The organism is Streptomyces sp. TRD_SC_5, from assembly GCF_056836825.1.
Map to the genome: position 1 here is coordinate 6,865,614 of NZ_JBWZZS010000001.1, position 23,678 is coordinate 6,889,291.

At 70.1% G+C, this 23,678-nt stretch carries 19 protein-coding genes and 1 pseudogene; 6 read left to right on the forward strand and 14 right to left on the reverse strand.

Annotation, left to right across the window (positions count from 1 at the left end):
• Nucleotides 1-144 precede the first annotated feature (144 nt).
• The gene (locus AC1P0E_RS31315; protein ID WP_482745467.1) at nucleotides 145-1,656 is read left to right on the forward strand and encodes a DUF6056 family protein; all 1,512 of its coding nucleotides are present in this window, start codon (nucleotides 145-147) and stop codon (nucleotides 1,654-1,656) included.
• Here the strand turns inward: AC1P0E_RS31315 and AC1P0E_RS31320 are convergent.
• From AC1P0E_RS31320 to AC1P0E_RS31360, 9 genes and pseudogenes are all read right to left on the reverse strand, one after another.
• Nucleotides 1,631-2,083, reverse strand: coding sequence for a GtrA family protein (locus tag AC1P0E_RS31320; RefSeq protein WP_482745468.1), 453 nt, complete (start codon nucleotides 2,081-2,083; stop codon nucleotides 1,631-1,633). The genes AC1P0E_RS31315 and AC1P0E_RS31320 overlap by 26 nt on opposite strands.
• The gene (locus AC1P0E_RS31325; protein ID WP_482745469.1) at nucleotides 2,080-3,063 is read right to left on the reverse strand and encodes a glycosyltransferase family 2 protein; all 984 of its coding nucleotides are present in this window, start codon (nucleotides 3,061-3,063) and stop codon (nucleotides 2,080-2,082) included. The genes AC1P0E_RS31320 and AC1P0E_RS31325 overlap by 4 nt, the downstream gene beginning before the upstream one ends.
• A gap of 155 nt (nucleotides 3,064-3,218) precedes the next feature.
• Nucleotides 3,219-3,467: a hypothetical protein gene (locus AC1P0E_RS31330; protein WP_482745470.1), complete on the reverse strand. Its 249-nt coding sequence runs from the start codon at nucleotides 3,465-3,467 to the stop codon at nucleotides 3,219-3,221.
• Nucleotides 3,468-3,487: 20 nt separating this feature from the next.
• Nucleotides 3,488-3,757, reverse strand: a complete 270-nt coding sequence (locus AC1P0E_RS31335; protein ID WP_482745471.1) for a hypothetical protein — start codon at nucleotides 3,755-3,757, stop codon at nucleotides 3,488-3,490.
• 106 nt (nucleotides 3,758-3,863) lie between these two features.
• Nucleotides 3,864-5,486, reverse strand: coding sequence for an alkaline phosphatase D family protein (locus AC1P0E_RS31340; RefSeq protein WP_482745472.1), 1,623 nt, complete (start codon nucleotides 5,484-5,486; stop codon nucleotides 3,864-3,866).
• 151 nt (nucleotides 5,487-5,637) lie between these two features.
• Nucleotides 5,638-6,783 carry a hypothetical protein gene (locus AC1P0E_RS31345; RefSeq protein ID WP_482745473.1) on the reverse strand — a complete coding sequence of 382 codons (1,146 nt, stop codon included), beginning with the start codon at nucleotides 6,781-6,783 and terminating at the stop codon, nucleotides 5,638-5,640.
• 150 nt (nucleotides 6,784-6,933) lie between these two features.
• Entirely contained in the window at nucleotides 6,934-7,803 is an 870-nt protein-coding gene (locus tag AC1P0E_RS31350; protein ID WP_482745474.1) for a DMT family transporter, read from the reverse strand.
• A gap of 27 nt (nucleotides 7,804-7,830) precedes the next feature.
• Nucleotides 7,831-8,586: a DUF998 domain-containing protein gene (locus AC1P0E_RS31355; protein WP_482745475.1), complete on the reverse strand. Its 756-nt coding sequence runs from the start codon at nucleotides 8,584-8,586 to the stop codon at nucleotides 7,831-7,833.
• Between the two features lie 288 nt (nucleotides 8,587-8,874).
• A pseudogene (locus tag AC1P0E_RS31360) lies at nucleotides 8,875-9,785 on the reverse strand (phosphatidylinositol-specific phospholipase C).
• 142 nt (nucleotides 9,786-9,927) lie between these two features.
• Between AC1P0E_RS31360 and AC1P0E_RS31365 the strand changes: the two are divergent.
• Nucleotides 9,928-10,452 (forward strand): DUF2165 domain-containing protein, encoded by a 525-nt coding sequence (locus AC1P0E_RS31365; RefSeq protein WP_482745476.1) that lies wholly within the window; start codon nucleotides 9,928-9,930, stop codon nucleotides 10,450-10,452.
• Between the two features lie 52 nt (nucleotides 10,453-10,504).
• Here AC1P0E_RS31365 and AC1P0E_RS31370 read toward each other — a convergent pair whose 3' ends face one another.
• From AC1P0E_RS31370 to AC1P0E_RS31390, 5 genes are all read right to left on the reverse strand, one after another.
• Entirely contained in the window at nucleotides 10,505-10,705 is a 201-nt protein-coding gene (locus AC1P0E_RS31370) for an antitoxin (RefSeq protein ID WP_482745477.1), read from the reverse strand.
• A gap of 161 nt (nucleotides 10,706-10,866) precedes the next feature.
• Entirely contained in the window at nucleotides 10,867-12,336 is a 1,470-nt protein-coding gene (locus AC1P0E_RS31375) for an FGGY-family carbohydrate kinase (protein WP_482745478.1), read from the reverse strand.
• Between the two features lie 71 nt (nucleotides 12,337-12,407).
• Nucleotides 12,408-13,766: an MFS transporter gene (locus tag AC1P0E_RS31380; RefSeq protein WP_482745479.1), complete on the reverse strand. Its 1,359-nt coding sequence runs from the start codon at nucleotides 13,764-13,766 to the stop codon at nucleotides 12,408-12,410.
• A 112-nt stretch (nucleotides 13,767-13,878) separates the two neighbouring features.
• Complete coding sequence (locus AC1P0E_RS31385; protein WP_482745480.1) at nucleotides 13,879-14,652, reverse strand: DeoR/GlpR family DNA-binding transcription regulator; 774 nt, start codon at nucleotides 14,650-14,652, stop codon at nucleotides 13,879-13,881.
• The gene (locus AC1P0E_RS31390; protein WP_482745481.1) at nucleotides 14,649-15,293 is read right to left on the reverse strand and encodes a histidine phosphatase family protein; all 645 of its coding nucleotides are present in this window, start codon (nucleotides 15,291-15,293) and stop codon (nucleotides 14,649-14,651) included. Before AC1P0E_RS31390 ends, AC1P0E_RS31385 begins: the two co-directional genes overlap by 4 nt.
• 163 nt (nucleotides 15,294-15,456) lie before the next feature.
• Here AC1P0E_RS31390 and AC1P0E_RS31395 point away from each other — a divergent pair, with 163 nt between their 5' ends.
• The 4 genes from AC1P0E_RS31395 to AC1P0E_RS31410 all read left to right on the forward strand — a co-directional run bounded on the left by AC1P0E_RS31395 (nucleotide 15,457) and on the right by AC1P0E_RS31410 (nucleotide 23,621).
• A complete protein-coding gene (locus tag AC1P0E_RS31395) occupies nucleotides 15,457-16,500 on the forward strand; it encodes a 2-hydroxyacid dehydrogenase (RefSeq protein WP_482745482.1) in 1,044 nt (347 codons plus the stop codon).
• A complete protein-coding gene (locus AC1P0E_RS31400) occupies nucleotides 16,497-17,963 on the forward strand; it encodes an FGGY family carbohydrate kinase (protein ID WP_482745483.1) in 1,467 nt (488 codons plus the stop codon). The genes AC1P0E_RS31395 and AC1P0E_RS31400 overlap by 4 nt, the downstream gene beginning before the upstream one ends.
• A gap of 232 nt (nucleotides 17,964-18,195) precedes the next feature.
• Nucleotides 18,196-22,485 carry a discoidin domain-containing protein gene (locus AC1P0E_RS31405; protein ID WP_482745484.1) on the forward strand — a complete coding sequence of 1,430 codons (4,290 nt, stop codon included), beginning with the start codon at nucleotides 18,196-18,198 and terminating at the stop codon, nucleotides 22,483-22,485.
• Between the two features lie 128 nt (nucleotides 22,486-22,613).
• Nucleotides 22,614-23,621: a LacI family DNA-binding transcriptional regulator gene (locus tag AC1P0E_RS31410; RefSeq protein ID WP_482745485.1), complete on the forward strand. Its 1,008-nt coding sequence runs from the start codon at nucleotides 22,614-22,616 to the stop codon at nucleotides 23,619-23,621.
• Nucleotides 23,622-23,678: the final 57 nt, after the last annotated feature.

The window sequence follows — 23,678 nt, forward strand, 5'->3', positions numbered from 1 at the left end:
CGTACGCCGCAATGCGGGTTGCTCCATTGGACGGCAAACGGGCTCGCGGCGGCGTGGGCTTTCGCCCGGGCGCACCCCCGCCGGACACGATGCCGAGCGGTGGACAGGTTCCGCTTCGGATTCCGGCGGTGAAGAGGAGACCTCGTGACGGCTGCACCGGGTGTCGCCATTCCGCGCGAACCGGTACCGGGCGGAGGCGGCCCGGGGCGGGGGAGCGGGAAGGGCCGAAATCTCTTCCGGTCATGGACGACGCTGTGGACGACGGGGCTCTGCCTGTTGCCGCTGGGGCTGCTCACGGCCGGAGCCTGGCTGGGCCGGCACGTGCGCCCGTCGGCGGACGAGTGGTGCTTCCTGCCCAAGGTGCGTGACGTCGGTGTCTGGGGAATGGTCGAGAAGTTCTACGCCACCGACAACGGCCGGATCGGCAACGGCCTGCTCGTCGGGATGTACGCCCAGTTCCCCGTCGCCGGCCATCAGTGGTTCGCTCTGATCAGCGGTGCTCTCATGCTGGTCGTGCTGTGGGCCCTGACCGTCCAGCTGCTGCGCAGGGCGGGTCGGACAGCGCCCCGGGGAGTCCCGCTGCTGGTCGCGTCCATGATCACGGCGGTCTTCCTCTTCGCCACGCCCAATACGTACAAGACGTTCTACTGGCCCGCCGCCTCCGTCTCGCACACCTTGGCTCCGGTGCTGGCCTGTGCGGCGGCTCTCCCCCTCCTGCTGGCACGCGGCCGCCGGGGAAGGATCGCCGCCCTGGCCGTCGTCCTCGTCGCCGGTGTCTTCATGGGCACGCTCTCCGAGGAAGCGTCGGTGGTCTGCCTGGTGGTGCTCGCGGGTGTCGTACTGCTCGGCCGCTGGATCTTCACCGAGCCGGCCCGGACCGTCGCCCGTTGGTGGGCGCTGGTCGGCATGGCCGGAATCGGCATCGGGACGATCGTCCTGATGACGTCGCCGGGAGGGCGCCGGCGGCGCGAGCGGTTCGGCCTCGAAAGTACGTCCATGCTGGCCCCGGAGTCGCTGATCGCGTCGCTGCGCGGGTACGTACACATCCTGGAGACCGTCTTCACGACCTGGCAGTACGTGGGAGCGGTCGCGGCCGGCGTACTGCTGGGCCTGCTGGCGCGCGGCCGGGAAACGACCTCACCGGTCCTCCTTCCGGTCCGGCCGCTGCTGTGGACCTCTTTCGGCGCGCTCGCCTTCCTCCTCGCGGGCTACCTCTGCACCGTCATCACCTATCCCGTCTTCGGCGCCCGCGTGATGACCGCCCAGCGGACCTGGAACGACTACCTCTTGCTGTACGTCGTGCTCCTCGTCGGCGCCGGTGCCTTCCTCGGACGCGCTCTGCGCATGCGTGAGCGGTGGACAGGTGTGGCGACGGCGGCTGCCGGGGCGGTGTGCGTCGCGGCCGTCCTGGGGCTCGCCGTCCCGCTCTACGAGCTGGGCCACGACATGCGCGTACGGGCGCAGAAGTGGGACCGTCAGGACCAGTACCTGCGCACCGAGGCGGCGAAGGGCGCGAAGGTTCTCCCGTACACACCGCTCTCGGTCGCCGGGACGCTGGAACCGTTCGGCGGCAAGGGGCGCAACGTCTGGCCGGCGGGGTGCGTCGCCGACTACTACCACCTGGACCGCGTCACTTACTCGACTCGGCTTCCGTGACCTTCGGGTCCGGGTCCGGTTGCGCCCGTGTTCCGGAGGCCCGGGTCGCGGCCGCGCCGGAGGTGATGGCCCACCGGGCGAGCAGGAACGACAGCGGTGTGACGAGGACACCGGCGACGAGCGCGGAGAGGTTCTCGGGCAGGCCCAGCCGGCTCACGGCGACGTACAGCAGGATTCCGCTGCCCACGACGTTGGCCACGGCCGACAGGGGATAGCGGACGAAGGCACGCAAGGTCGGCTTCGTACGAAGGGTGACGTACGAGTTGAGCAGGAACGATCCGACGATGCTCACCGCCCAGCCCACACCATGGGCGACCAGGTACGGCAGCCAGATGTTCAGCGAGGCGTACACCGCGTAGTAGACGGCTGTGTTGACGAAGCCGATCGCGGCGAAGAGTGCGAACTGGCGCAGGCCCCGGGCGTTCATACCTCCGGCCGCGCCTGACCGGCGGGCTCCAGCGGGAGGCCGGAGCCCAGCACCGCGGCGGACTCGTTCGTCTCGCGCACCACATAGTGCGGCCGGCGTTTCGACTCGTCGTAGATACGCCCCACGTACTCGCCGATGACGCCGAGCGTGGCGAGCTGGATCCCGCTGAGCGCGACGACTGCGGTGATCAGCGTCGCGTAACCGGGGGTCTGTACGCCGTCCAGCACGACGTTCGCGATGATCCAGAGCGCGTACAGAAGAGCGGACAGGAAGAGCCAGAGGCCGGTGTGGATCGCGAGGCGCAGCGGGCGGCTGTTGAAGGAGATGAGGCCGTCGATGCCGTAGTTCAGGAGATGCCTGCCGCTCCACTTGGACTGCCCGGCGGCCCGTTCGACGTTCTCGTACGTGAAGCTGACCGTGTCGAAGCCGATCCAGGAGAAGAGCCCCTTGGAAAAGCGGTTGTTCTCGGGAAGCGACAGAAGGGAATCGATGGCCCTGCGCGACAAGAGCCTGAAATCGCCCGCCCCGTTCACGATCTCGACGTTCATGCAGCGGCGTACGAGGCGGTAGTACGCGCGGCAGAGCGCGGTCCGCACAGCCCCTTCGTGCGTACGGTCGCGCTGGGCGATGACCTGGTCGTACCCGTGTTGGTGCAGTTCCAGCATGCGGGGGACGAACTCGGGAGGGTGCTGGAGGTCGGCGTCCATGAGGACGACCGCGGCGCCCCGGGACATGCGCATGCCGGCGAGCATCGCGGATTCCTTGCCGAAGTTGCGGCTGAAGGACGTGTAGCGCACCCGCGTATCCGTTCCGGCGAGGCTCTTGAGGATCACTATGGTCTCGTCGCTGCTGCCGTCGTCGACGTAACAGACCTCGAAGGTCGTCCCGATCGGCTCGAGAACGGTGATCAGGGCGTCATGGAAGGCCTCGATCACCTCGCTCTCGTTGAAGCACGGCACGACGATCGAAATCTGGACCATGGTCATTTCACTCCATGCACTGTTCCCCGGTACATGCGCTGCCGCCTCCAGTGGAACGCGGGGGCGGGCCGAGGGCCGTCCCAGGCACTCCACACGGGTGACGGCGGTCCGGGACGACGGTGTACGGAGCGCGAGCGAAAGCGGACCCGGACGGCTCAGCCGCCGAGTTCGGCGACCGTCGCGTCCAGTGTGCTCGCAAGTGCGGTGATGTCCTGGTCGGACGGGGGCCCGGTGCCGATGCGCCGGCCGAGATCCTCGGCCGAGAGCACCTCGACGGCACCGCGATAGTTGTCGGTGTCCAGCTCGGCCGCAGGGATCACCTGGGCGCGGCCCTCGACGACGACCAGCGTCGGCTCGGCCACGCGAGAGCCCAGGAGATCCCGGACGTGTTCCTCAGTGATCATTCCGCCCGCCCTTTCCGGGGTCACCTGTGGCGCTTGCGGCGGGCCGGGGTGTCGGTGGCGTCGCCCTTGCGGGAGCGCTGCGCGCCACGCTCCTCGCCGGAGGATTCCACACCGTCGAGGGTTTCACCGCCCGCCGTTCCGCCCTTCGCCTGATAGCCCTCGCGGGCACTCGCCGTTCCGGGTACGACCCGGTCCTGGGCCTGGCGCTCGGCGCCGGAGTGGGCGCCGGGGCCCTTCTCCGTGCGCGGCCGGGGCTCACGGTCCGGATTTCGCGATTCCTTCTCACTCATCGCGCACACCTCGTTCCTGGGTGTCGACAGCCCTGACGGCCTGCGGGTTGTCGCTGGTCAGTCGCTGGTTGGGTACCCGTGTGGCACGAGTGATAACTGGTCGGCGTCAGGCCGGTGTGAGGCCGGGCTTTCCCGCTTCGGTGACGAATGAGGCGGCCGTGCTGAGCGTCCCGCCGGGTCTCGTGACCCCCGAGACGGTCTTGAAGTCCGCACGTGCCCGGTCCGTTCCCAGGGTGATGACGGTGTATCCGCGCCGGCCGTTGTAGAACTTCAGATGCGGGTTCGCCCGGACGAGGTTGTCCCAGTTGGCGGGCTTGTCCGCGCCGTCCCTGCCGCTGGAGACCGAGGTGGTGGAGATCTCGGTGCCGACGGTGCGCGAGGCCGGGTCGTCGAAGTCCTTCTTCAGGTCGAAGCCGTAACCGACGTGGGCGTCCCCGTCCAGCACCATCAGATTCTCGACGCCCGCCGCTTGCGCTCCGTCGAGGAACCGCTTGCGCGCGGCGGGATAGCCGTCCCAGGCGTCCATGGAGAGCTTGAAGTCGGCGGTCGGTACGTCGCGTCTGCGCGCGAAGGTGACCTGCTGCGGCACGACGTTCCACGTCGCGCCGGAGCCCTTCCATCCGTCGAGCAGCCAGCGCTCCTGCGTCTCGCCGGTCATGGTGCGCGACGGGTCCTCGGATTCCGGACCGGGCTTGCTCCAGCCGCCCCCGTAGGCGCGGGTCGAGCGGTACTGGCGGGTGTCGAGGATGTCGAACTGCGCGAGCTGCCCGAACCGCAGACGCCGGTAGAGCTGCATGTCGGGGCCGCGGGGCTGCTGCGGGGCGCGCAGGGGCTGGTTCTCCCAGTACGCGCGGTAGGCGCCGGCGCGCCGCAGCAGGAACTCCTCGGGCGGGTCGTTGTTCTCGGACGTCTCGCCCGCGTAGTTGTTCTCCGTCTCGTGGTCGTCCCACGTGACGACGAACGGGTGCGCGGCGTGCGCTGCGATGAGGTCCGGGTCGGACTTGTACAGGGCGTACCGCAGCCGGTAGTCCGCGAGCGTCGTGGTCTCGCGGTTGAAGTGGGCGGGCAGCGAGCGGTCGGTGTAGTCGCGGGAGCCGCCGACGCTGTTGACGGCGTACTCGTAGAGATAGTCACCGAGGTGGACGACCAGGTCCAGGTCCTCACCGGCCAGATGCCTGTACGAGGTGTAATACCCGTGGTGGTACGCCTGACAGGCCACGGCGGCCAGCTTCAGCCGCGACTTCGCCGCGCCGGGCGCGGGTGCGGTGCGCGTGCGGCCGGTCGGGCTCGCCCAGCTCCCGGTGCGGAACCGGTAGTAGTACTGGCGGTCCGCGTCCAGGCCGTCGACCTCGATGTGCAGGGTGTGGTCGAACTCGGGATGCGCCGTGGTGGTGCCGCCTCTGACCGGGCGCAGGAACGCTTCGTCGTGGGCGAGTTCCCAGGTGACCACCACCCGCTGCTCGGGCAGGCCGCTGTCGGGTTCGAGCGGGCGGGGAGCGAGCCGCGTCCACAGCAGCACGCTGTCGGGCAGCGGGTCCCCGGAGGCGACGCCCAGCGTGAACGGGTCCTCTGTGATCTTCCTGGCATCCAGCTCGGCGACGCTCGCGGCCCCGGCGGCCGGCAGATCGGTGGCGAAGGCGAGTGCGGCCGCGGCCGCGGTGAACGTGAGGAAATGACGGCGTCCCAGGCGTCGGACGGCGGCGCGGAGCTCAGTCTGATGACTATTCATATGCCGCGTGATATGCCCGTTTTTCGGACGTCTTGATCGCTGCATACGAGTGGTACGGGAGCACCTCCCGAACCGCCACCGCGGTGGAGGGCGGCCCGGGTGCGGCCGCCCTCCACCGTGATCCAGCCGTGGCCCGGCTGGGCCCGCCCTGTCAGGCGCCGTTCGTCGCGTCGGGTTCCTTCTGGCGGCCCAACAGTGCCGAACCGGCGAGGAACGCGCCGACAGCGGCGCAGGACACCGCCGCGGCGTCCGCCCACGCGAAGGACTCACCCAGACTGCTCTCCAGCAGATCGAGCGTGCCGACGCTCGCCAGCGCGTGCAGGGCGACGATGCCGATGGCGGTCGCGGCGCCTGCCGCCCAGACGCGCACGGTGTCGCGTACGGCCAGCCATACGCCGAGCACCAGGCAGAGCACGGTCACGGCGATGGACAGCGCGTCCGCGTACCCACCGGAGCGCAGATGCGCGAAGTCCGTCGGCAGGTGGATGACGCCGCAGGCGAAGAGAAGCACGGCCGCGGGCCATCGCAGTACGGAACGAAGGGCTGGTGAGGCGGCGTCACTGCCGGATCCGGCGGTGATCGCGTCACCGACGGCCGGGATGACGCCCCGGGGGCCGACGGTGGGCCACGCCGGGCGGCCACTCGGCCGCTTGCCGGCGGCAGGCTCGCCGTCGGGGGAGCGGCCGCCGACGAGCGGTGTCGTCCCGCCGTCGAGAGTGGCCCGCTTCTTGTGGGCGGTGGCTGCCTCTGCGGCAGGGGAGCGCTGGTGGTCGCTGTCCTCGTGGCCGAGGATGCTCACCAGTTGTGCCACGTCCTCGATCGGCCTGCCCACGGCCGCTGCGCGCAGCGTCGTGTCGGCCTCGTCGATCTCGTGCGGGTGCTCGTTGAGCATGGCGACCAACTGCCGGACTTCGTCCAGGGGACGGGCCACGGCGGCGGCGCGCAGTGCCTCGTCACCGGGGCTGGGGACTTCCCCGGTCCGCTTGAGCAGGCTCACGAGTGCGGCGACTTCCTCCAGCGGGCGGCAGGTGGCCGCCGTCCAGAGCAGAGTCCGTATGGGCTCCTCGCTCGAGTCCATGGCCGGGTCCTGCGGACCGGCAGTCGCAGCGGCCGCGTTGGCGGCCATCGTCTGTGCGGACGCAGCGCTCTCGGTGGCCTCACTCGTGGATGCCGCTCTCGCGATGATCTCCTCCGTTGCGGCCGAGTAGGCGCCGGTCGCATACCCGGCGGCTGCGTCGTCGGGCGGCCTCGAGCGGTCGTCGTCGGGGGTGGGGGGCATTGTCCGGTCGGTTGTCATGGCGCGGCTCCGTTCGCCGTACTTCCGGTGGCACACACCGTTCGGTTGTCGTGCGACACCTGGACGCACGCTTTGGTCTATCAAAGGGGTATTTACTCTTATTGCGCCATCCGGGCATGGCAGAAGGGGGGCACGGGGGGCATCAGGGAGTCAGGGCGCGGGTGCGTCCTGGTTCTCCGTGTTGACCCTGGGCAGGAGCAGGACGCCCCAGGTGACCATCACCGCCCCGATGCCCTCGGGGATCAGCCACCACCCGGTGCGTACCTCGTCTCCGTACACGAGCATGCCCAGAGCCACGCTGACCAGCGCCTCTCCCAGCGTCAGAGCGGGCTGGGAGGCGACCAGGGGGCCGGATTCCATGGCGTTGGCCAGGAGGAAGAGCGAGCACGCCCCCGCCGCCACGAAGCCGTAGGTCTGCCAGCAGGCCAAGAAGGCGCCGAAACCGTGCTGTTCGAATGTGGTGGTGGAGAACTTCATCAGCGTGGCCGTCAGGGCATAGCCGATCGCGGACGCCGAGCTGAACAGGGCCGCGCGCGCCATCCCCCGTGGCCGCGGCAGGGCGGCCAGCACGCACAGCGTCATGGCGCCGCCCGTCGTCAGCAAAGTCAGTACCCACACGCCCGGCGCGACGTCGGTGTGGTGTTCGTACGGAGATGCCGCGGCCAGCGCCAGACCGAGGCCGGCGGCGATCAGCCCTGCCGCGGCCCAGCCGGCCGCGGGAAGCCGTCGCCGGGAGACCATGCAGGCGATCAGGAGGGTGAAGGGCAGTTCGCTCACGAGGATGGGCTGTACGAGCGACATCGACCCCAGGGTGAGGGCCAGGGCCTGGCATGCCGCGGCGACGAGAATGACGGCGATCCCGCCGAGCCATGCCGCGCTGTGCACCAAATGGGGGATCAGCCGGACACTGAAGGCGTCACCCGGGGGTACGCGCCGCGCGGCGATCCGCTGCAGCACTGTGCCGGTGGCGTTGCCCAGGGCCGCCAGCACGGCGAACAGCACGGGGAGTACGGATGCCACGCGGTGCTTCCTCCGGTTCGCCCGAACTCAAGGGGTACGGCCGGCCGGCCGGTCCTCCGGGCGTTGGCGCGGTCCGCCCGCTGGCAGCGGCCCGGCCGCCGCTCCGGATGCGAGGAGTTCACGGGCGAGGAGGACGAACCACAGCCCTACCAGAAGCACGTGGGCCCGCTGCGGGAGGCCGTGCCAGCCGGGGTGGCCGAGCAGCGGGCCGATGGTGATGACGGCGGACACGAGCGCGCAGGCCAGCAGCCGTGGACCCCAGCGGCGGATCAGCGGTGCGCGGGACGGTTGGGATGCCGCTGCCAGGCAGAACAGAACCATGGAGGCGAAGAGGAAGAAGTGGACCAGCCCGCTCGTCACCGTGTGCCAGGGATGCACGGCTCGGCAGGCAGGTTCCACGGAAGGGGCGCAGCCCATGGGCAGCAGGACGTCGGCCAGGGACGACGCTCCGAACCCGAAGAGCGCCCACCAGCCCGCACGGGCCGCAGCGCCGGGCAACAGATCGCGTGCCAGGACAGCACCCGCCATCAGCAGTACGGCGCAGACGAGTTCCATCCCGCCGAACAGCACCCTGAACGGCTGATCGGCTGCGAAGAGCTCGCTCACGTACGAATGCCGGTAGTCCAGGCCGGTCGGCAACGACAGCTCCAGCAGCCAGCCGTTGTACAGCAGCGCCGCCCCGGTCAGCACGACTGCCGCCGGTCTCCGCCGTCCGCCGCCCGACGGGCCGGGCCCTCCGGCCCGGCGGGGCTGCTGTACGAGCGCATCGCGGGTCAGGTTCATCGTGACGCTCCGAACCGGGCGGACAGGGCGACACGCGCCGGTGGGGCGCTCGGGTCAGTGCACGTGGCCGCGGTGTCGCCACGCGGAAGAGGCATGGTCATCGCCGCTGGTCTAGCGGGCTGAGCGCGGGTAGTCCAGGACCTGACGGCCCGTCTCACCCATGTGGCGGGTGAGTTTCTACCACGAGGCCCTGAGAGCCCCCGTGTACGAGTCGGGCCGGCGGGTCTGTGCGACGAAGGATTCCAGGCCGACGGACCGGGAGGTGCGGCAGTTGGGCGGTGAGGTTTTCTACCTCGTCGACGGACGGCCGATGCCCTGCCCGGCGTTGTGCCGGATCAAGGACTCCACCAGCCCGGGGCGGGTGTTGGGGAAGTCCATCGGGACCACGCCGAGTCCCGTCCGGCCGCCCGTCTCCGCGCCGTCGAGGAAGCTGTGCACCCGGGGGTTGAGCCGGTCGGAGTTCCAGCGGGGTGGCAGCAGCGCCGACGTACTGACGTAGTTGAGGAACAGCTTGCCCGGCTGCTGGGCGGCCTTGCGGAAGTGGGCTTCGATCTTCGGGTACTTGGCGCCCGGCTCGGCCATGTAGTCGTCCTGGATGTCGAAGAACGCCGGATCCCCGACCTGATGCCGGGCAGTCCGCCGTTGTCGGCGAGCAGTACGACTTTGCCTCTCGCCTGCCCCAGCACCGGCAGCCCCGCGTCGATCAGGAAGAGCGGGCGCCAGCCCTTCCCGTCCAGGTAGAGGTCGAAGATCCGGCGGAACTCGGCGTCGGCCGCCTGTGAGTACTCCTGCCTGACGCGCATCAGAACCGTCTCGGAGGGGCGTGCCCGCAGGAAGTCCTGGCAGACGACGAGCACATCACCGAACATCAGGTTCTGGTAGTACGCGCCGTGGTGGATGGCGAAGGAGTCGCCGATGGCCCGGCACCGTACGTCCAGGAAGCGGATGCCACCGTGCAACTGCTCGGCGACGGACGTGTTCTGACACGCCACCCACGGGCCGCCGACGCGTGCGCCCGAGTTGTGGGTGCCAGGGACGGTCAGCCGGTGTACGGGTGCCCAGTCGTCGAGGCCCGCCATCCAGTCCTGTACGGACGGGGTGCGCGGCGCCGCGGCCGCTCTTGGCGATCCGATCGGTGATCCGAGCAGAGCGGTCGCCGAGACCGCCGCCGCTCCGGTGAGAAAGCCGCGCCGGTCCATGCTCATGTGTCCGGTCCCCTCGGTCGGCCCCCAGAGTGTGACGTGGACAGGTCATAATCGGTAGGCCCGGGACGTCGCCACAGCCGTGTTCGTCCGGGACACTCGGACGCACGGCCCCCAACCGCCCCACGCGGAGGTGCACATGTCAGTCAGGAACGCACGCTCAGGCGCCGCACAGCCTCTCGCCGCGGCGGCCACTGTGCTCGTCGGCACGGTCGCGCTCTACATGTCGCTCGTCGCCTTCGGCAACATCACCGACTTTGGCACGAACCAGGAGTTCGTACGGCACGTCCTGGCGATGGACACCACCTTCAAGGACGAGGACCTCATGTGGCGGTCCATCGATTCGACCGCGGTGCAGAACGTCGCGTACATCGCCATCATCGTGTGGGAAATCGTGGCCGCTCTCGTACTGATCGTGGCGACCGCCCAGTGGGCGATCGCGCTTCGAAGCGGTGAATTCGACCGGGCGAGGCGCCTGGCGACCCACGGTCTGCTGATGGTTCTGCTGCTCTTCGGCGCCGGGTTCATCGCTGTCGGAGGCGAGTGGTTCGCGATGTGGCAGTCCGCCGACTGGAACGGCCTGGAGGCCGCCACCAGAAACTTCCTCGTCGCAGGCCTGACCCTCGTGGTCGTCCACCTGCCGGCCGGCGACAGGACGCGGTGAGGGCGGGACACAGATGTCCCGCCCTCACCGCACAGCTGATCGGGTGACCGGGTCAGGGCTGGGGCGGCCGGTCCTGGCCCGGGCCCTGGTCCCTGCCGAACTGGTCCCTCATCCTGTCCTGGCCAGTGTCGACGTGGCCGCTGTACTTGCCCTGGGTCCGGTCGTCGACGGCGTCGCCCGCCTTGTCGATGCCCTTGTCGGTCTGGGCCTCGTGGCCCTTCAGCATGCTCTTGAGCTTGTCCATCATGGACATGGGCTAGCCTCCTAGCTGGTCGCCCCCACCCCTACAGGGTCCCCGCACCCCGCCCCGTCCGCATCTGCGAGCCCTGCCGACCTCGGCGAGGACCGGGCCGATGGCCGAGTTCGCCCGTATCTGGCGGGACATGCCGAAGACCGTGTTCTGAGAGTGGTCCTTCAGCCGGCGACCAGCCAGCCCCGTGCACGCAGTTCCGCGACGAATCGCTCGTACGACTCGTCCAGCGCCGCCCGCTCCCGCTCCACCGGCTCGACCAGGCGCCCCGCCGCCGTCATCGCCGCCGCGCTCGCGGCGAGGTCCGGATGGAGCGTGCCGGCGGCGGCGAGCAGGGCCGCTCCGAACGCCGTCTGGGCCCGTTCGGCGACGCGCAGCGGCCTGCCCAGGACCGTGGCGCGGATGCGGGTCCACAGGTCGCTGCGGCTGCCGCCGCCCGCCGCGTACAGGGGGCCGCTGACCTCGACGCCCAGAGCCTGTACGCGCTCCAGGGCGAGGCGCTCGAGGAACGCCACGCCCTCCAGTGCGGCCCGGTGCCGGTCGGCCTCGTCCTCGGGCGTACCGGCCAGGAAACCGCGCGCCTCGGCGGAGACGAACGGGAACCGCTCGCCCTCGCGGCGCAGCGGATAGTTCAGGCACGAGGCCGGGCCACGGGTGTCCGCCGCCGCGTCCAGTCGGGGGAGGTCGGCCGGGGCCACCGCGGCCAGGGCCTCGCCGCCGGTGTTCGAGGCGCCGCCCGGCAGCCACCAGCCGTCGGGGTGGCGGTGGCTGTAGAGGGCTCCGGCCGGGTCGGTCACCAGCTCCCGGCTGACGCCCTTGAGTACGTACGTCGTCCCCAGGACGCCGACGAACTGGCCCGGCTCCACGGCGCCCGTGGCGATCTGGCCCGCGCATCCGTCCGTCATGCCGAGGCGGACCCGGCAGCCGACGGGCAGACCGGTCTCGGCCGTCGCCCCGGACGAGACCGTACCGACCTCCGTGCCGGGCGCCTGCACGGCGGGGAGGAGGGCGGCGGGCACACCGAAGGCGTCGAAGACCTCGGTGGCCCACTCGCCCGCGCGCGGGTCGTAACCGGTCTTGAGCGCATGGCTCCAGTCGGTCGCGACCGGGTGGCCGGTCAGTTTGCGGCCGAGCAAGTCCGGCGTATGCAGCACGACTTGACCGGCGCGGGCCCGGTTCGCATACCAGACCAGCTTCCCGAGCGCCGCCGTCGGGCCGACGGTCAGGCCCAGCGCCCGCCACCGCCGTGCGCCCAGCTCCTGCGCCTTGGCGTTGAGGTCGGCGGCCCGCCGGTCGTCGTACATCAGGGCCGGACCGGCGGGCTCGCCGTCCGGGCTCGCGAGGACCAGCGTCCCGGAGGTGGCGGAGACGGCGACCGCCACCACCTCACGGCCGCCGCCGGGCAGCGCGGCCGTGGCTTCCCGCAGGGCGGCGGCCGCGGCGGGCCACCAGGCGCGGGCATCCTGCTCGCTGTGGCCGCCCGCGCCGCGCACCGGCTGGGGGAGCGGCGCCCGTCCCTCGGCGAGGACCTGGCCGTGGGCGTCGGCGCACACCACTCTCACCGCGGCGGTGGCCACATCGATGCCGGCCACGACGGGGGCGGGGGAGCGGGGTGCGTCGGCGGTGCTGCTCATGTGCGGAACGGGTCCTTTCGATTACGCGATTAACGCGATTACGCGTGTACGCGCGTACAGAGGTGCACGGATCAGGTGGTGACGCGGGCGGCGACCGGTACGGCGGCCTCCTGGAGGGACTTGCCCTGCTCGATGGCCTCCTCCGACGCCCTCGGCAGCTTCAGGAAGAGCGTGAGCACCGCGGCGACGACGTACAGGCCGGCGAAGATCAGTACGACACCGTCCCGGCCCAGCGGCCCGAGGAAGAGGGAGACGATCGCGGGCCCCACGAAGGCGGCGCCGCCCGCGCCGAGGTTCAGCAGCGCCATCGCGCCGCCCTTGTTCTCGGGCGCCAGCGACGGCATCAGCGCGGAGATCGGGACGAAACCGGCGAGCGTGGCGCCGTAGATCATGCCGACGCCGACCGCGACCCAGTAGTTGTCGGTCATCAGCTTCGGTACGAAGTACAGGGCGAGGACGCTCACCGCGCAGCCCACCGCTCCGAACCAGCCGATGGTGGTGCGCCAGCCGATCCGGTCGCTGACGACCCCGAAGAGCAGGTTGAAGAAGATGTTGGTGGCGAACATGATCGACAGCAGCCGCAGCCAGTCGCCGTCGCTGAAGCCCATCTCGTCGGTGAAGAAGGCCGGGAGGATCACCCAGAGGCCGAACTGCGGGGCGGTGTTGATGATGCGCACCACGCAGCCGACGGCGACCTTGGGGTTGGTCCAGGCGATGGACATGCTGCGGGTCAGCGACTGGACCGGCTTGACCCCGGGTGGCGCGAGCCGCGAGTACCCGGTCCTTTCGCGTACGCCGAGGAGGCAGAAGGCGCCGCCGATCGCGATCAGGGCCAGCGCTACCCAGAGCGTGCCGAACTTCCCGAAGAGCGGGTTGGTGACGGACGCGGTGAGCGAGCCGAGCGTGGGCAGGCCGCCGGTGAAGGCGAAGTAGAACCAGCCGACGGCCGCGCCGAGGCGGGCCACCGGGGCGGTGGCGGTGACCCACACGAGGAAGGAGAAAGCGAAGAGCGGGTAACCGAAGCCGCGCAGACCGTAGAAGAGCAGCATCAGCGTGTAGTTGTCCTGGGCGGCGCCGAGCGTCAGGAAGAGGATGTCGAACACGATCCAGATTGCGAGGCCGAGCTGCATCACCCGCCGTGGGCCCCACAGTTCGGACAGGGCGCCCGAGAGCCACGAGGCGAGCATGACCGTGACGCCGTACGCCGTGATCACATAGCTCGCCCGAACCTCGCTGCCGGCGCCGTTGCCCTCGATGAACGGCGCGATGAAGCCGGATTCGACCCCGTCGCCGATCATGAAGATGAGGACGCCGATGAAGCCGAAGAGGAGCGGCCTGGGGATCCCGATGCGATCCCAGACGGTTCCTCCCGTTCCGCCCGTGCGCGCGGCGGGCGCGTTGCTTCCGGCGGGTGCGGCGGTGCTGCTCATTGCTCGTGCCTCCACATTGAGGTGCCATGGGCCCGCGGACGTAACAGCCGCGACCGGGAATGCATCATGACCTCTGTGAAATTAACACGCAAGAGTTTAAGAAATCTTGTTGTCAGCGCGTGACCGCGACTCGGACATCCGTGCGCTCCCTGAGCGCGGTGAGCAATTCGCCGCCCACCCCGCCGTCCACCACCAGGTGGTCGAAGTCCTCGACGGGAGCCAGTCGGTGCAGCGCGGTCCTGGCCAGCTTCGTGCGGTCCATGAGCAGTACCTTGCGCGTGCCGGAGGCCAGCATCGCCCGCTTGACCAGCACCACGTCCTGCTCCTGGTGGTACGTCATCCGGGCGTCCATCGCCGAGGTGGAGACCAGCACCATGTCCACCGAGAGAGCCTCGATGGCCTCCAGGCAGGGAACGCCCAGGAAGGAGTCGTGGGTGTGCGAGTACTCCCCGCCGAGCGAAATGAGGCGTATGTCCTCATGGCCGACGAACAGGTCGATGACCCGCCGGGCATTGGTCACCACCGTCAGCGGGGCCTGGTCCACCAGCAGCCGGGCCAGCGCGAGCGCGGTCGTCGAGTCGTCCAGCATCACCGACATGCCCGGCTCGACCAGGTCGGCCGCGGTCTTCGCGACAGCTTCCTTCTCGGCCGTGTTGACGCCGAGCCGGTAGTCGAGATTCGACTCGAAAACCGTCGAGGGCAGCGCGGAGACGCCGCCGCGGAACCGGCGCAGTACCCCGCGCCTGGCCAGCTCGTCCAGGTCGCGGTGAACCGTCATCAGGCTCACGCGGGTGAGCTCCGCGAGCTCCGCCCCGCTCGCCGTCCCGTGCCGCAGGACGTGCTCGGTGATGATCTGCCTGCGGGCTTCCGCGCCGGTCGTCGTCATGCGCCCAAGTTTCGCGTACCGCCATGGAGAGGTGTCCAGGTGTGGACGTTGAGCGAGCGCAGAGCGGTGCCTGCGTCCGTCACCTCGATCTCGGTCACGGCCGCGTTGTCGAGCCGGGGGAACACCAGGCGGTAGCGGCCGACCGGGATGGACAGCATCGCGCACAGCGCCATGCGCAGCAGCGTGTTGTGCGCCACCACCAGGACCGTGCCGCCCGGGTGCTTGCGCGCGAGGCCGCGCAGCGCGGTGGAGGCCCGGGCCGCGGCCTCGGACGGCGGCTCCGATCCGGCAAATGCGCCGAGCTCGGCGTCCTCCAGGAAGCGCCGTACGGCCTCGGGGTCCTCGGCCGACATCTCGGCGATGGTGCGGCCCTCCCCCCAGCCGAAGTCCACTTCGCGCAGCCCCTCGACGATCTCCGGTTCGACGCCGAGAGCCTCGGCGGCGGGCTGGGCCGTCAGCCGGGCGCGGCTGACCGGCGAGCAGGCCACGGCGTCGACGCCGCGGTGCTTCGCCCAGTTCCCGAGCTCCTCCGCCTGCCGCAGCCCCTTCGCGGTCAGCGCGACGTCGGAGATGCCGGCGTACCGGTTCTCCGCGTGCCACTCGGTCTCTCCGTGCCGTACGAGCAACAGGCGTGACGCCATCGGTGATCTCTCCCCTGCGAGGCGGCGACGCGGGCCGGGGGCGGCCGCGCCGGTGCATTGATTCTTCAAAACAATGATGTTAAATCTATCAGCGCCAGTGTTAGTGGCGCTGCGGCAACGCTGAGGCGCATCGCCACCGTGACCCCGAGAAGGGCCCCGCTCCATGCGCATCCTCGCCGCCGGCGATCATTTCGTACGCCCCGACCTCCTCCGCACCGCCCTGTGCGAGGAACTCGGCAATGCCCAGGAGATCACCGAACTCACCCTGCCCTGGCCCCACGAGCCCTTCGGCCCGGTCGGCGACGTCCACGAGGCGAGCGGTACGGAGGGTCGGATCATCGAGGCGCTCGACGGCGCCGAGATCTGCGTGACCCAGATGGCGCCCTTCACCGAGAAGGTCTTCACGGCCTGCCCGGACCTGCGCATGGTCGCCGTCTCCCGGGGCGGCCCGGTCAACGTCGACCTCGCAGCCGCCACCCGCCACGGCGTCGCCGTCTCCTTCGCGCCCGGCCGCAACGCCCCCGCCGCCGCCGAGTTCGCCATCGGCCTGATGCTCACCGCCATGCGCCGCATCACCACCGCCGACGCCGAACTCAAGCGCGGCAAGTGGCGCGGCGACTTCTACGCGTACGACGAGGGCGGCATCGAACTCGACGGCGCCACCGTCGGACTGGTCGGATACGGCGCCATCGGCCGCATCGTCGCCCGCGTCCTGCGCGCCTTCGGCTCGCACGTCCTGGTCGCCGACCCCTACACCGACCCGGCGGCCGCCCGCGCCGACGGGGTGGAACCGGTCGGCCTCGACGAACTCCTGCGCCGCAGCAGCGTGGTGAGCCTGCACGCCCGCCTCACACCCGAGACCCACCACCTCATCGACGCCGCCAGACTGGAACTTCTCCCCGAGGGCGCGGTCCTCGTCAACTCCGCCCGTGGCGGCCTCCTCGACTACGCCCCGCTCCCCGGTCTGCTGAAGAGCGGCCGCCTCGGCGCCCTCGCCCTCGACGTCTACGACATCGAACCGCCGCCCGCGGACTGGCCGTTGCACGACGCCCCGAACGTCGTCACCGTCCCCCACCTGGCCGGCGCCACCCAGCAGACCGCACACCGCGCCGCCGCCATCACCGCCGCCGAGGCAGGCCGTTTCGTACGCGGAGAAAAGCTCGCGCACCCGGCCAACCCCGAGGTCCAGGAGGCCGCGCGCCCATGAGCGTCATCATCGGCGTCGACATCGGCACCTCCGTCACCAAAGCCGTCGCCTTCGACAGCGAAGGAACCCCGCAGGCCTCGGCCGCCCGGCGCAGCAGCGTGGTGCGGCTGCCCGGCGGCCGCGTCGAACAGGACCTCGACGACGTCGTCCGTACGGTCGCCGAAGTCGTACGGGAAACCACCGCCGCCCTGGCCGAGCCGCCCGCCGCGCTCGCCCTCACCGGCCAGGGCGACGGCCTGTGGCTGCGCGACGCGGACGGCCGCGCGGTCCGCCCGGCCATCTCCTGGATGGACGGCCGCGCCTCGGACCGTGTCGCGCGCTGGCTGGCGGACGGCACGGTCCAGAAGGTGTACGAACACACCGGATCCGGCATGTTCCCCGGCTGCCACGCCCCGCTCCTCGCCCATCTCCAGGAGCACGAGCCGCAGACCCTGCGACGCGCGGCCACCGCCGGTTACTGTGTCGACGCCGTCGCCCAGCGCCTCACCGGGCAGGTCGGCGTCGACGCCTCCGACGCCACTCTGCCCTTCCTTGATCCGGTCAGCCGCACCTACTCGACCGAGGCGCTCGCCGCCTGCGGAATCGAGAGCCAGGCACATCTGCTGCCCGCTCCGGCCGCGCCCGGAACCGTCCTGGCCCTCGACGGCCACGGCGCCGAACTGCTGGGGCTGCCCGAGGGACTTCCGCTCACGGCGGGGCCGTACGACCTGCCGGCCGGTGCGATTGGCAGCGGCGTACGCGACGTGGGTGACGGACTGCTGATCGTCGGCACCACCCTCGCCTGTCAGGTACTGACCGACAGGGCCCGGACCGGCGGGTCCACCGAACCGGCCGGCATGTGGCTGTGCACCCCGGACCCCGACCGCTGGCTGCGCGCGATGCCCGCGATGGTCGGCACCGCCGCCCTCGAATGGTTCCTGGCCCTCATCGGTGCGACCACGGCCGACCTCGACGGGCTGCTCGCCGACAGCCCGCCCGGAGCGAACGGCGTCACCGCGCTGCCCTTCCTCTCCGACGCGGGGGAGCGCGCCCCCTTCGTGGACCCGGCCGCCCGTGGCCGCCTCGACGGGCTCACGCTCGCCCACACCCGCGCCGACGCGGTACGCGCCATGTGCGAGGCCATCGGTTACGCCGCCCGGCACTGCCTGGAGGCCGCCGGCCTCACCGGCACCCTCGCGGCGTGCGGCGGCGGCACCCGCTCCGGCCCGTGGGCGCAGCTCTTCGCCGACATTCTGGGGCGCCCGGTCCGTATCCCGCGGGAGAACGAGGTGGGCGCGCTCGGTGCGGTGCGGGTCGCGCGGCGCTTCCTCGGCGAAGGCCCGGAGAAGAAGCCGCAGTTGTTCCACGTGGTCGAGCCGGATCAGGGATCACGCGAGGTGTACGAGGACGGCTACGCCGCCTACCGCTCCGCACTCGACGGGGCCCGTGCGCAGTGGGGCCGGCCGGCTTCGTACGCACGCTAGTCCGGGGGACCGGGCGGCAACGCAAGCTGCTTGCGCATTTTGCGACCCGTTTGCATTGCCGCCCGCAAGCCTTGTAGATGGCGCAGCTCCTGGCGCCGCGCTGGACGGAAGCGCCCCTTCCCCGCGCTCCGGCGCACCGCCGAACCTGTAGACGCGTTGGCACATCTCTGCAACTCTCCTACCGCCCAGCGCAAAATACTCCGTTCCGCGATGCAGGAGAGATCGGGGATCCATGAGAACTCAACGCTGGAGAAGCCGCGTACTGGCGGCCCTCCTCACCACAAGCCTCTTACTGATCGGCTGGCCGTCGCTGTCCGCCACGGCGGCCGGCGGCCCCAACCTCGCCGCGGGCAAGCCCGCGGCGGCAAGCAGCGCCAATGCCGGTTACGGTGCCGGCAACATCACCGACGGGAACCAGGGAACGTACTGGGAGAGCTCCGGAAGCGGCTTTCCGCAGTGGGCCCAGGCCGACCTCGGCGCCACCACCCGCGTCGACGAAGTCGTCCTGAAACTGCCGGCCGCGTGGGAGAGCCGCCGCCAGACCCTGTCCGTCCAGGGCAGCGCCGACGGCACCAGCTTCACGACGCTCGTCAGCTCCGCCGCGTACACCTTCAGTCCGGGCGAGGGCAATGCCGTGGCCATCGCGTTCCCGGCGGCCCAGGCCCGCTTCGTCCGCGTGAACATCACGGCCAACACCGGCTGGGCGGCAGCCCAGTTGTCCGAGCTGGAAGTACGCGCGCCGGGAGAGACCTCCGGCAACCTCGCCCAGGGCAAGAAGCTGACGGCCAGCAGTCACACCGACGTCTACGACGCCGCGCGGGCCAACGACGGCAATCCGTCCAGCTACTGGGAGAGCAGGAACAACGCACTGCCCCAGTGGATCCAGGCAGATCTCGGCGCCTCGGTGCGCGTCGACCGCGTGGTGCTCAGACTGCCCGAGGCCTGGAGCACCAGGACACAGACGCTCAAACTCCAGGGGAGCGCCACCGGCTCCGACTTCACGGACCTGACAGCGTCCAAGGGGTACGAGTTCGGCGCGGCCAACAGCCGGGCCGTGACGCTCACCTTCGACCCGGCCACGACCCGCTATGTGCGCGTGCTGATCACGGCCAACACCGGACAGCCCGCCGGCCAGCTCTCCGAACTGGAGATCTACGGCCCGGCGACCGGTGACACCCAGGCCCCCACCGTCCCCCAGGACCTGACCTTCACCGAGCCGGCCTCCGGCCAGATCAAGCTGACCTGGAAAGCGTCGTCCGACAACACCGCCGTGACCGGCTATGACGTGTACGCCAACAACACACTGCGGACGAGTGTGGCGGGTGACGCGACGACGTTCACGGACACCCAGCCCCCGGGCTCCACGGTGTCGTACTTCGTACGGGCCAAGGACGCGGCGGGCAACCAGTCGGGCAACAGCAACACTGTCATCCGCAGGGCGGACACAGGTGACACCCAGGCCCCCACGCCCCCCGGGAACCTGGCCTTCACCGAGCCGGCCTCCGGCCAGATCAAGCTGACCTGGCAGGCGTCGTCCGACGACACGGCCGTAACCGGCTATGACGTGTACGCCAACAACACGCTGCGCAAGAGCGTCGCGGGTGACGCGACGACGTTCACGGACACGCAGCCCGCGGGCAACACGGTGTCGTACTTCGTACGGGCCAAGGACGCGGCGGGCAACCAGTCCGGCAACAGCAACACCGTCACCCGCGACGGGACGGGAGGCGAGGGCTCGAACCTCGCTGTGGGCAAGCCGATCAGTGCGTCGTCCGTCATCCACACGTACGTCGCTGAGAACGCCAACGACAACAAGCTGACCACGTACTGGGAAGGCGCTGCCGGCAGCTACCCGAACACCCTCACCCTCAAGCTCGGCGCCAACGCCGACGTCAACGCTCTGGTGCTGAAAATCAACCCGGACGCAGGCTGGTCCACCAGGACCCAGAACATCCAGGTGCTCGGCCGCGAGCAGAGCGCGTCCGCCTTCACCGGCCTTGCGGCGGCGAAGGACTACACCTTCAACCCGGCGAGCGGGAATTCCGTCACCGTCCCGGTCACCGCGCGGGTCGCCGACGTACAGCTGAAGTTCACCTCCAACTCCGGTGCCACCGCAGGTCAGATAGCCGAGTTCCAGGTCCTGGGTGTCCCCGCGCCCAACCCGGACCTGGAGATCACCGGCCTGACGCCGTCGCCCGCCTCGCCGGTCGAGTCGGACGACATCAAGCTCTCGGCGACCGTACGCAACAGCGGCCCGGCCGCAGCGCCGGCGACCGCCGTCACCTTCAAGCTCGGCGGCTCGAAGGTCGCCACGGCCTCCGTCCCCGCCCTGGCCGCCGGGGCCACGACGACCGTCGCCGCCGACCTCGGGCCGCGCGAATCGGGTACGTACCCGCTCAGCGCGGTCGTCGACGAGGCGAACACCGTCATCGAGCAGAACGACACCAACAACACCTACACGAGCGGCAGCCCGCTGGTCGTGAAGCCTGTCGCCAGTTCCGATCTGGTCGCGTCCGCGGTGAGCTGGTCGCCGAGCGCGCCCGGCGACGGAGACAACGTCAACTTCTCGGTGGCGATCAGGAACCAGGGCACACAGGCGTCCGCGAGCGGCAGCCACGGCATCACGCTCACGCTCGTCGACTCCAAGGGCGCGACCGTACGGACGCTCACCGGCGCCCACAGCGCAACCATCGCGGCCGGCGCCACCACGGCCCCGGTCGGCCTCGGCACCTGGACGGCGGCCAACGGCACGTACACCGTCAAGGTCGTGATCGCGGCCGACGCCAACGAAGCGCCGGTCAAACGGGAGAACAACACCAGCACCCGGCCGCTCTTCATCGGCCGAGGCGCCGGCATGCCGTTCGACATGTACGAGGCCGAGGAGGGCAACGCCGGCGGCGGCGCCCAGGTCGTCGGCCCGAACCGGACCGTGGGCGACATCGCGGGTGAGGCGTCCGGCCGCAAGGCCGTCACCCTCAACGAGACCGGACACTATGTGGAGTTCACCACCAAGGCGAGCACGAACACCCTGGTGACCCGCTTCTCCATCCCGGACGCCCCGGGCGGCGGAGGCATCGACGCCACCCTGAACGTCTACGTCAACGGCACCTTCCGCAAGGCGCTCGACCTCACCTCCAAGTACGCCTGGCTGTACGGCGCCGAGGCGAGCCCCGGCAACTCGCCGGGCGCCGGACCACCGCGCCACATCTACGACGAGGCCAACATCACGCTGGGCGAAACCGTCCCGGCGGGCAGCAGGATCCGGCTGCAGAAGGACACGGCGAACACGTCGAAGTACGCGATCGACTTCGTGAACCTGGAGCAGGTCGCGCAGGTGCCCAACCCGGACCCGGCGACGTACACCGTGCCGGCCGGCTTCACCCACCAGGACGTGCAGAACGCCCTCGACAAGGTGCGGATGGACACCACGGGCAAGCTCGTCGGCGTATATCTGCCGGCCGGCGCCTACCAGACCGCGAGCAAGTTCCAGGTCTACGGCAAGGCCGTGAAGGTCGTGGGCGCCGGGCCCTGGTACACCCGCTTCCAGGCGCCCGCGTCCCAGGACAACACCGATGTCGGTTTCCGGGCCGACAACACGGCGAAGGGTTCCTCGTTCGCGAACTTCGCCTACTTCGGCAACTACACCTCGCGCATCGACGGCCCGGGCAAGGTGTTCGACTTCTCGAATGTCTCCGACATCGTGATCGACAACATCTGGAACGAGCACATGGTGTGCCTCTACTGGGGCGCCAACACCGACAACGTCACCATCAAGAACTCCCGCATCCGCAACATGTTCGCCGACGGCATCAACATGACCAACGGCAGTACGGACAACCTCGTCAGCAACAACGAGGCGCGGGCGACCGGCGACGACAGTTTCGCGCTGTTCTCGGCGATCGACGCCGGCGGCGCGGACATGAAGAACAACGTCTACGAGAACCTCACCTCGATCCTGACCTGGCGCGCGGCCGGTGTCGCCGTCTACGGCGGCTACAACAACACCTTCCGCAACATCCACATCGCCGACACGCTCGTGTACTCCGGGATCACCATCAGCTCGCTGGACTTCGGCTATCCGATGAACGGCTTCGGCACCGACCCGACCAAGTTCGAGAACATCTCGATCGTGCGGGCCGGCGGGCACTTCTGGGGAGCGCAGACGTTCCCCGGTATCTGGGTGTTCTCCGCGTCGAAGGTGTTCCAGGGCATCCGGGTCACCGACGTCGACATCGTCGATCCGACGTACAGCGGCGTCATGTTCCAGACGAACTACGTGGGCGGACAGCCGCAGTTCCCCGTCAAGGACACCGTCTTCACGGACGTCTCGATCTCGGGAGCCCGCAAGAGCGGAGACAGCCATGACGCCAAGTCCGGCTTCGGCGTCTGGGCGAACGAGATGCCGGAGGCGGGCCAGGGGCCCGCGGTCGGGGAGGTGACCTTCAACAACCTGAGACTCAGCGGCAACGCCCAGGACATCAGGAACACCACGTCCACCTTCAAGATCAACATCAATCCGTAGGGAGACCGGAGACCGGAGACCGGCGGCAGGCGGTGTTGTCCGGGGCGCGCGCCCGGGACGGCACCGCCTGCGAGCTGGCTTGCGTCGATCAGTAAGTATCTTGCGTGATTTGCGTTAGCCTTGCGTTCATGACGCGACGACTTGCTCAGGTTGCCAAAAAGGTGGGGGTCAGCGAGGCCACGGTCAGCCGGGTGCTGAACGGCAAGCCCGGAGTCTCGGACGCCACCCGCCAGTCCGTACTGACAGCACTTGACGTGCTCGGTTACGAGCGGCCGACGCAGCTGCGCGGCGAGCGCGCCCGACTGGTCGGCCTGGTCCTGCCGGAGCTCCAGAACCCCATCTTCCCGGCCTTCGCCGAGGTCATCGGCGGCGCACTCGCCCAGCAGGGCCTGACGCCCGTCCTGTGTACGCAGACCAAGGGCGGAGTGTCGGAGGCGGATTACGTCGACCTGCTGCTCCAGCAGCAGGTCTCCGGGGTCGTCTTCGCCGGCGGGCTGTTCGCGCAGGCCGATGCCCCGCACGACCACTACAGGCAGCTGTCCGACCGCAAGGTCCCGGTCGTGCTCATCAACGCGTCCATCGACCACCTCGACTTTCCCTGCGTCTCCTGCGACGACGCCGTCGCCGTCGAGCAGGCCTGGCGCCACCTGAAGTCGCTGGGGCACGAGCGCATCGGCCTGGTCCTCGGCCCGCCCGACCACGTGCCCTCGCGGCGCAAGCTCGCCGCCGCCCACATCGCGGCCGAGGCGGCCGGGGGCGAGCTGCCCGACGCGCACGTCGAGCGCGCACTGTTCTCCCTGGAAGGCGGCCACGCCGCCGCTTCCCGCCTGCTCGGGCGCGGAGTCACCGGCATCATCTGCGCGAGTGATCCGCTGGCGCTCGGCGCGGTACGGGCGGCCCGCCGGCGCGGTCTGAACGTACCGGGCGACGTATCGGTCGTGGGTTACGACGACTCCGCCTTCATGAACTGCACCGAGCCGCCGCTCACCACCGTCCGTCAGCCCATCGAGGCCATGGGGCGGGCCGCCGTCGAGCTGCTGTGCGCCCAGATCCAGGGCGGCGCGGTGCAGCCGGGGGAGCTGCTGTTCGAGCCCGAGCTGGTGGTGCGCGGCTCGACCGCCCAGGCGCCGCGTTAGGCACGCAGGCGTCCGGCAAACGTCTGTCAATCATTTACGAAATCAGCGCGACATATT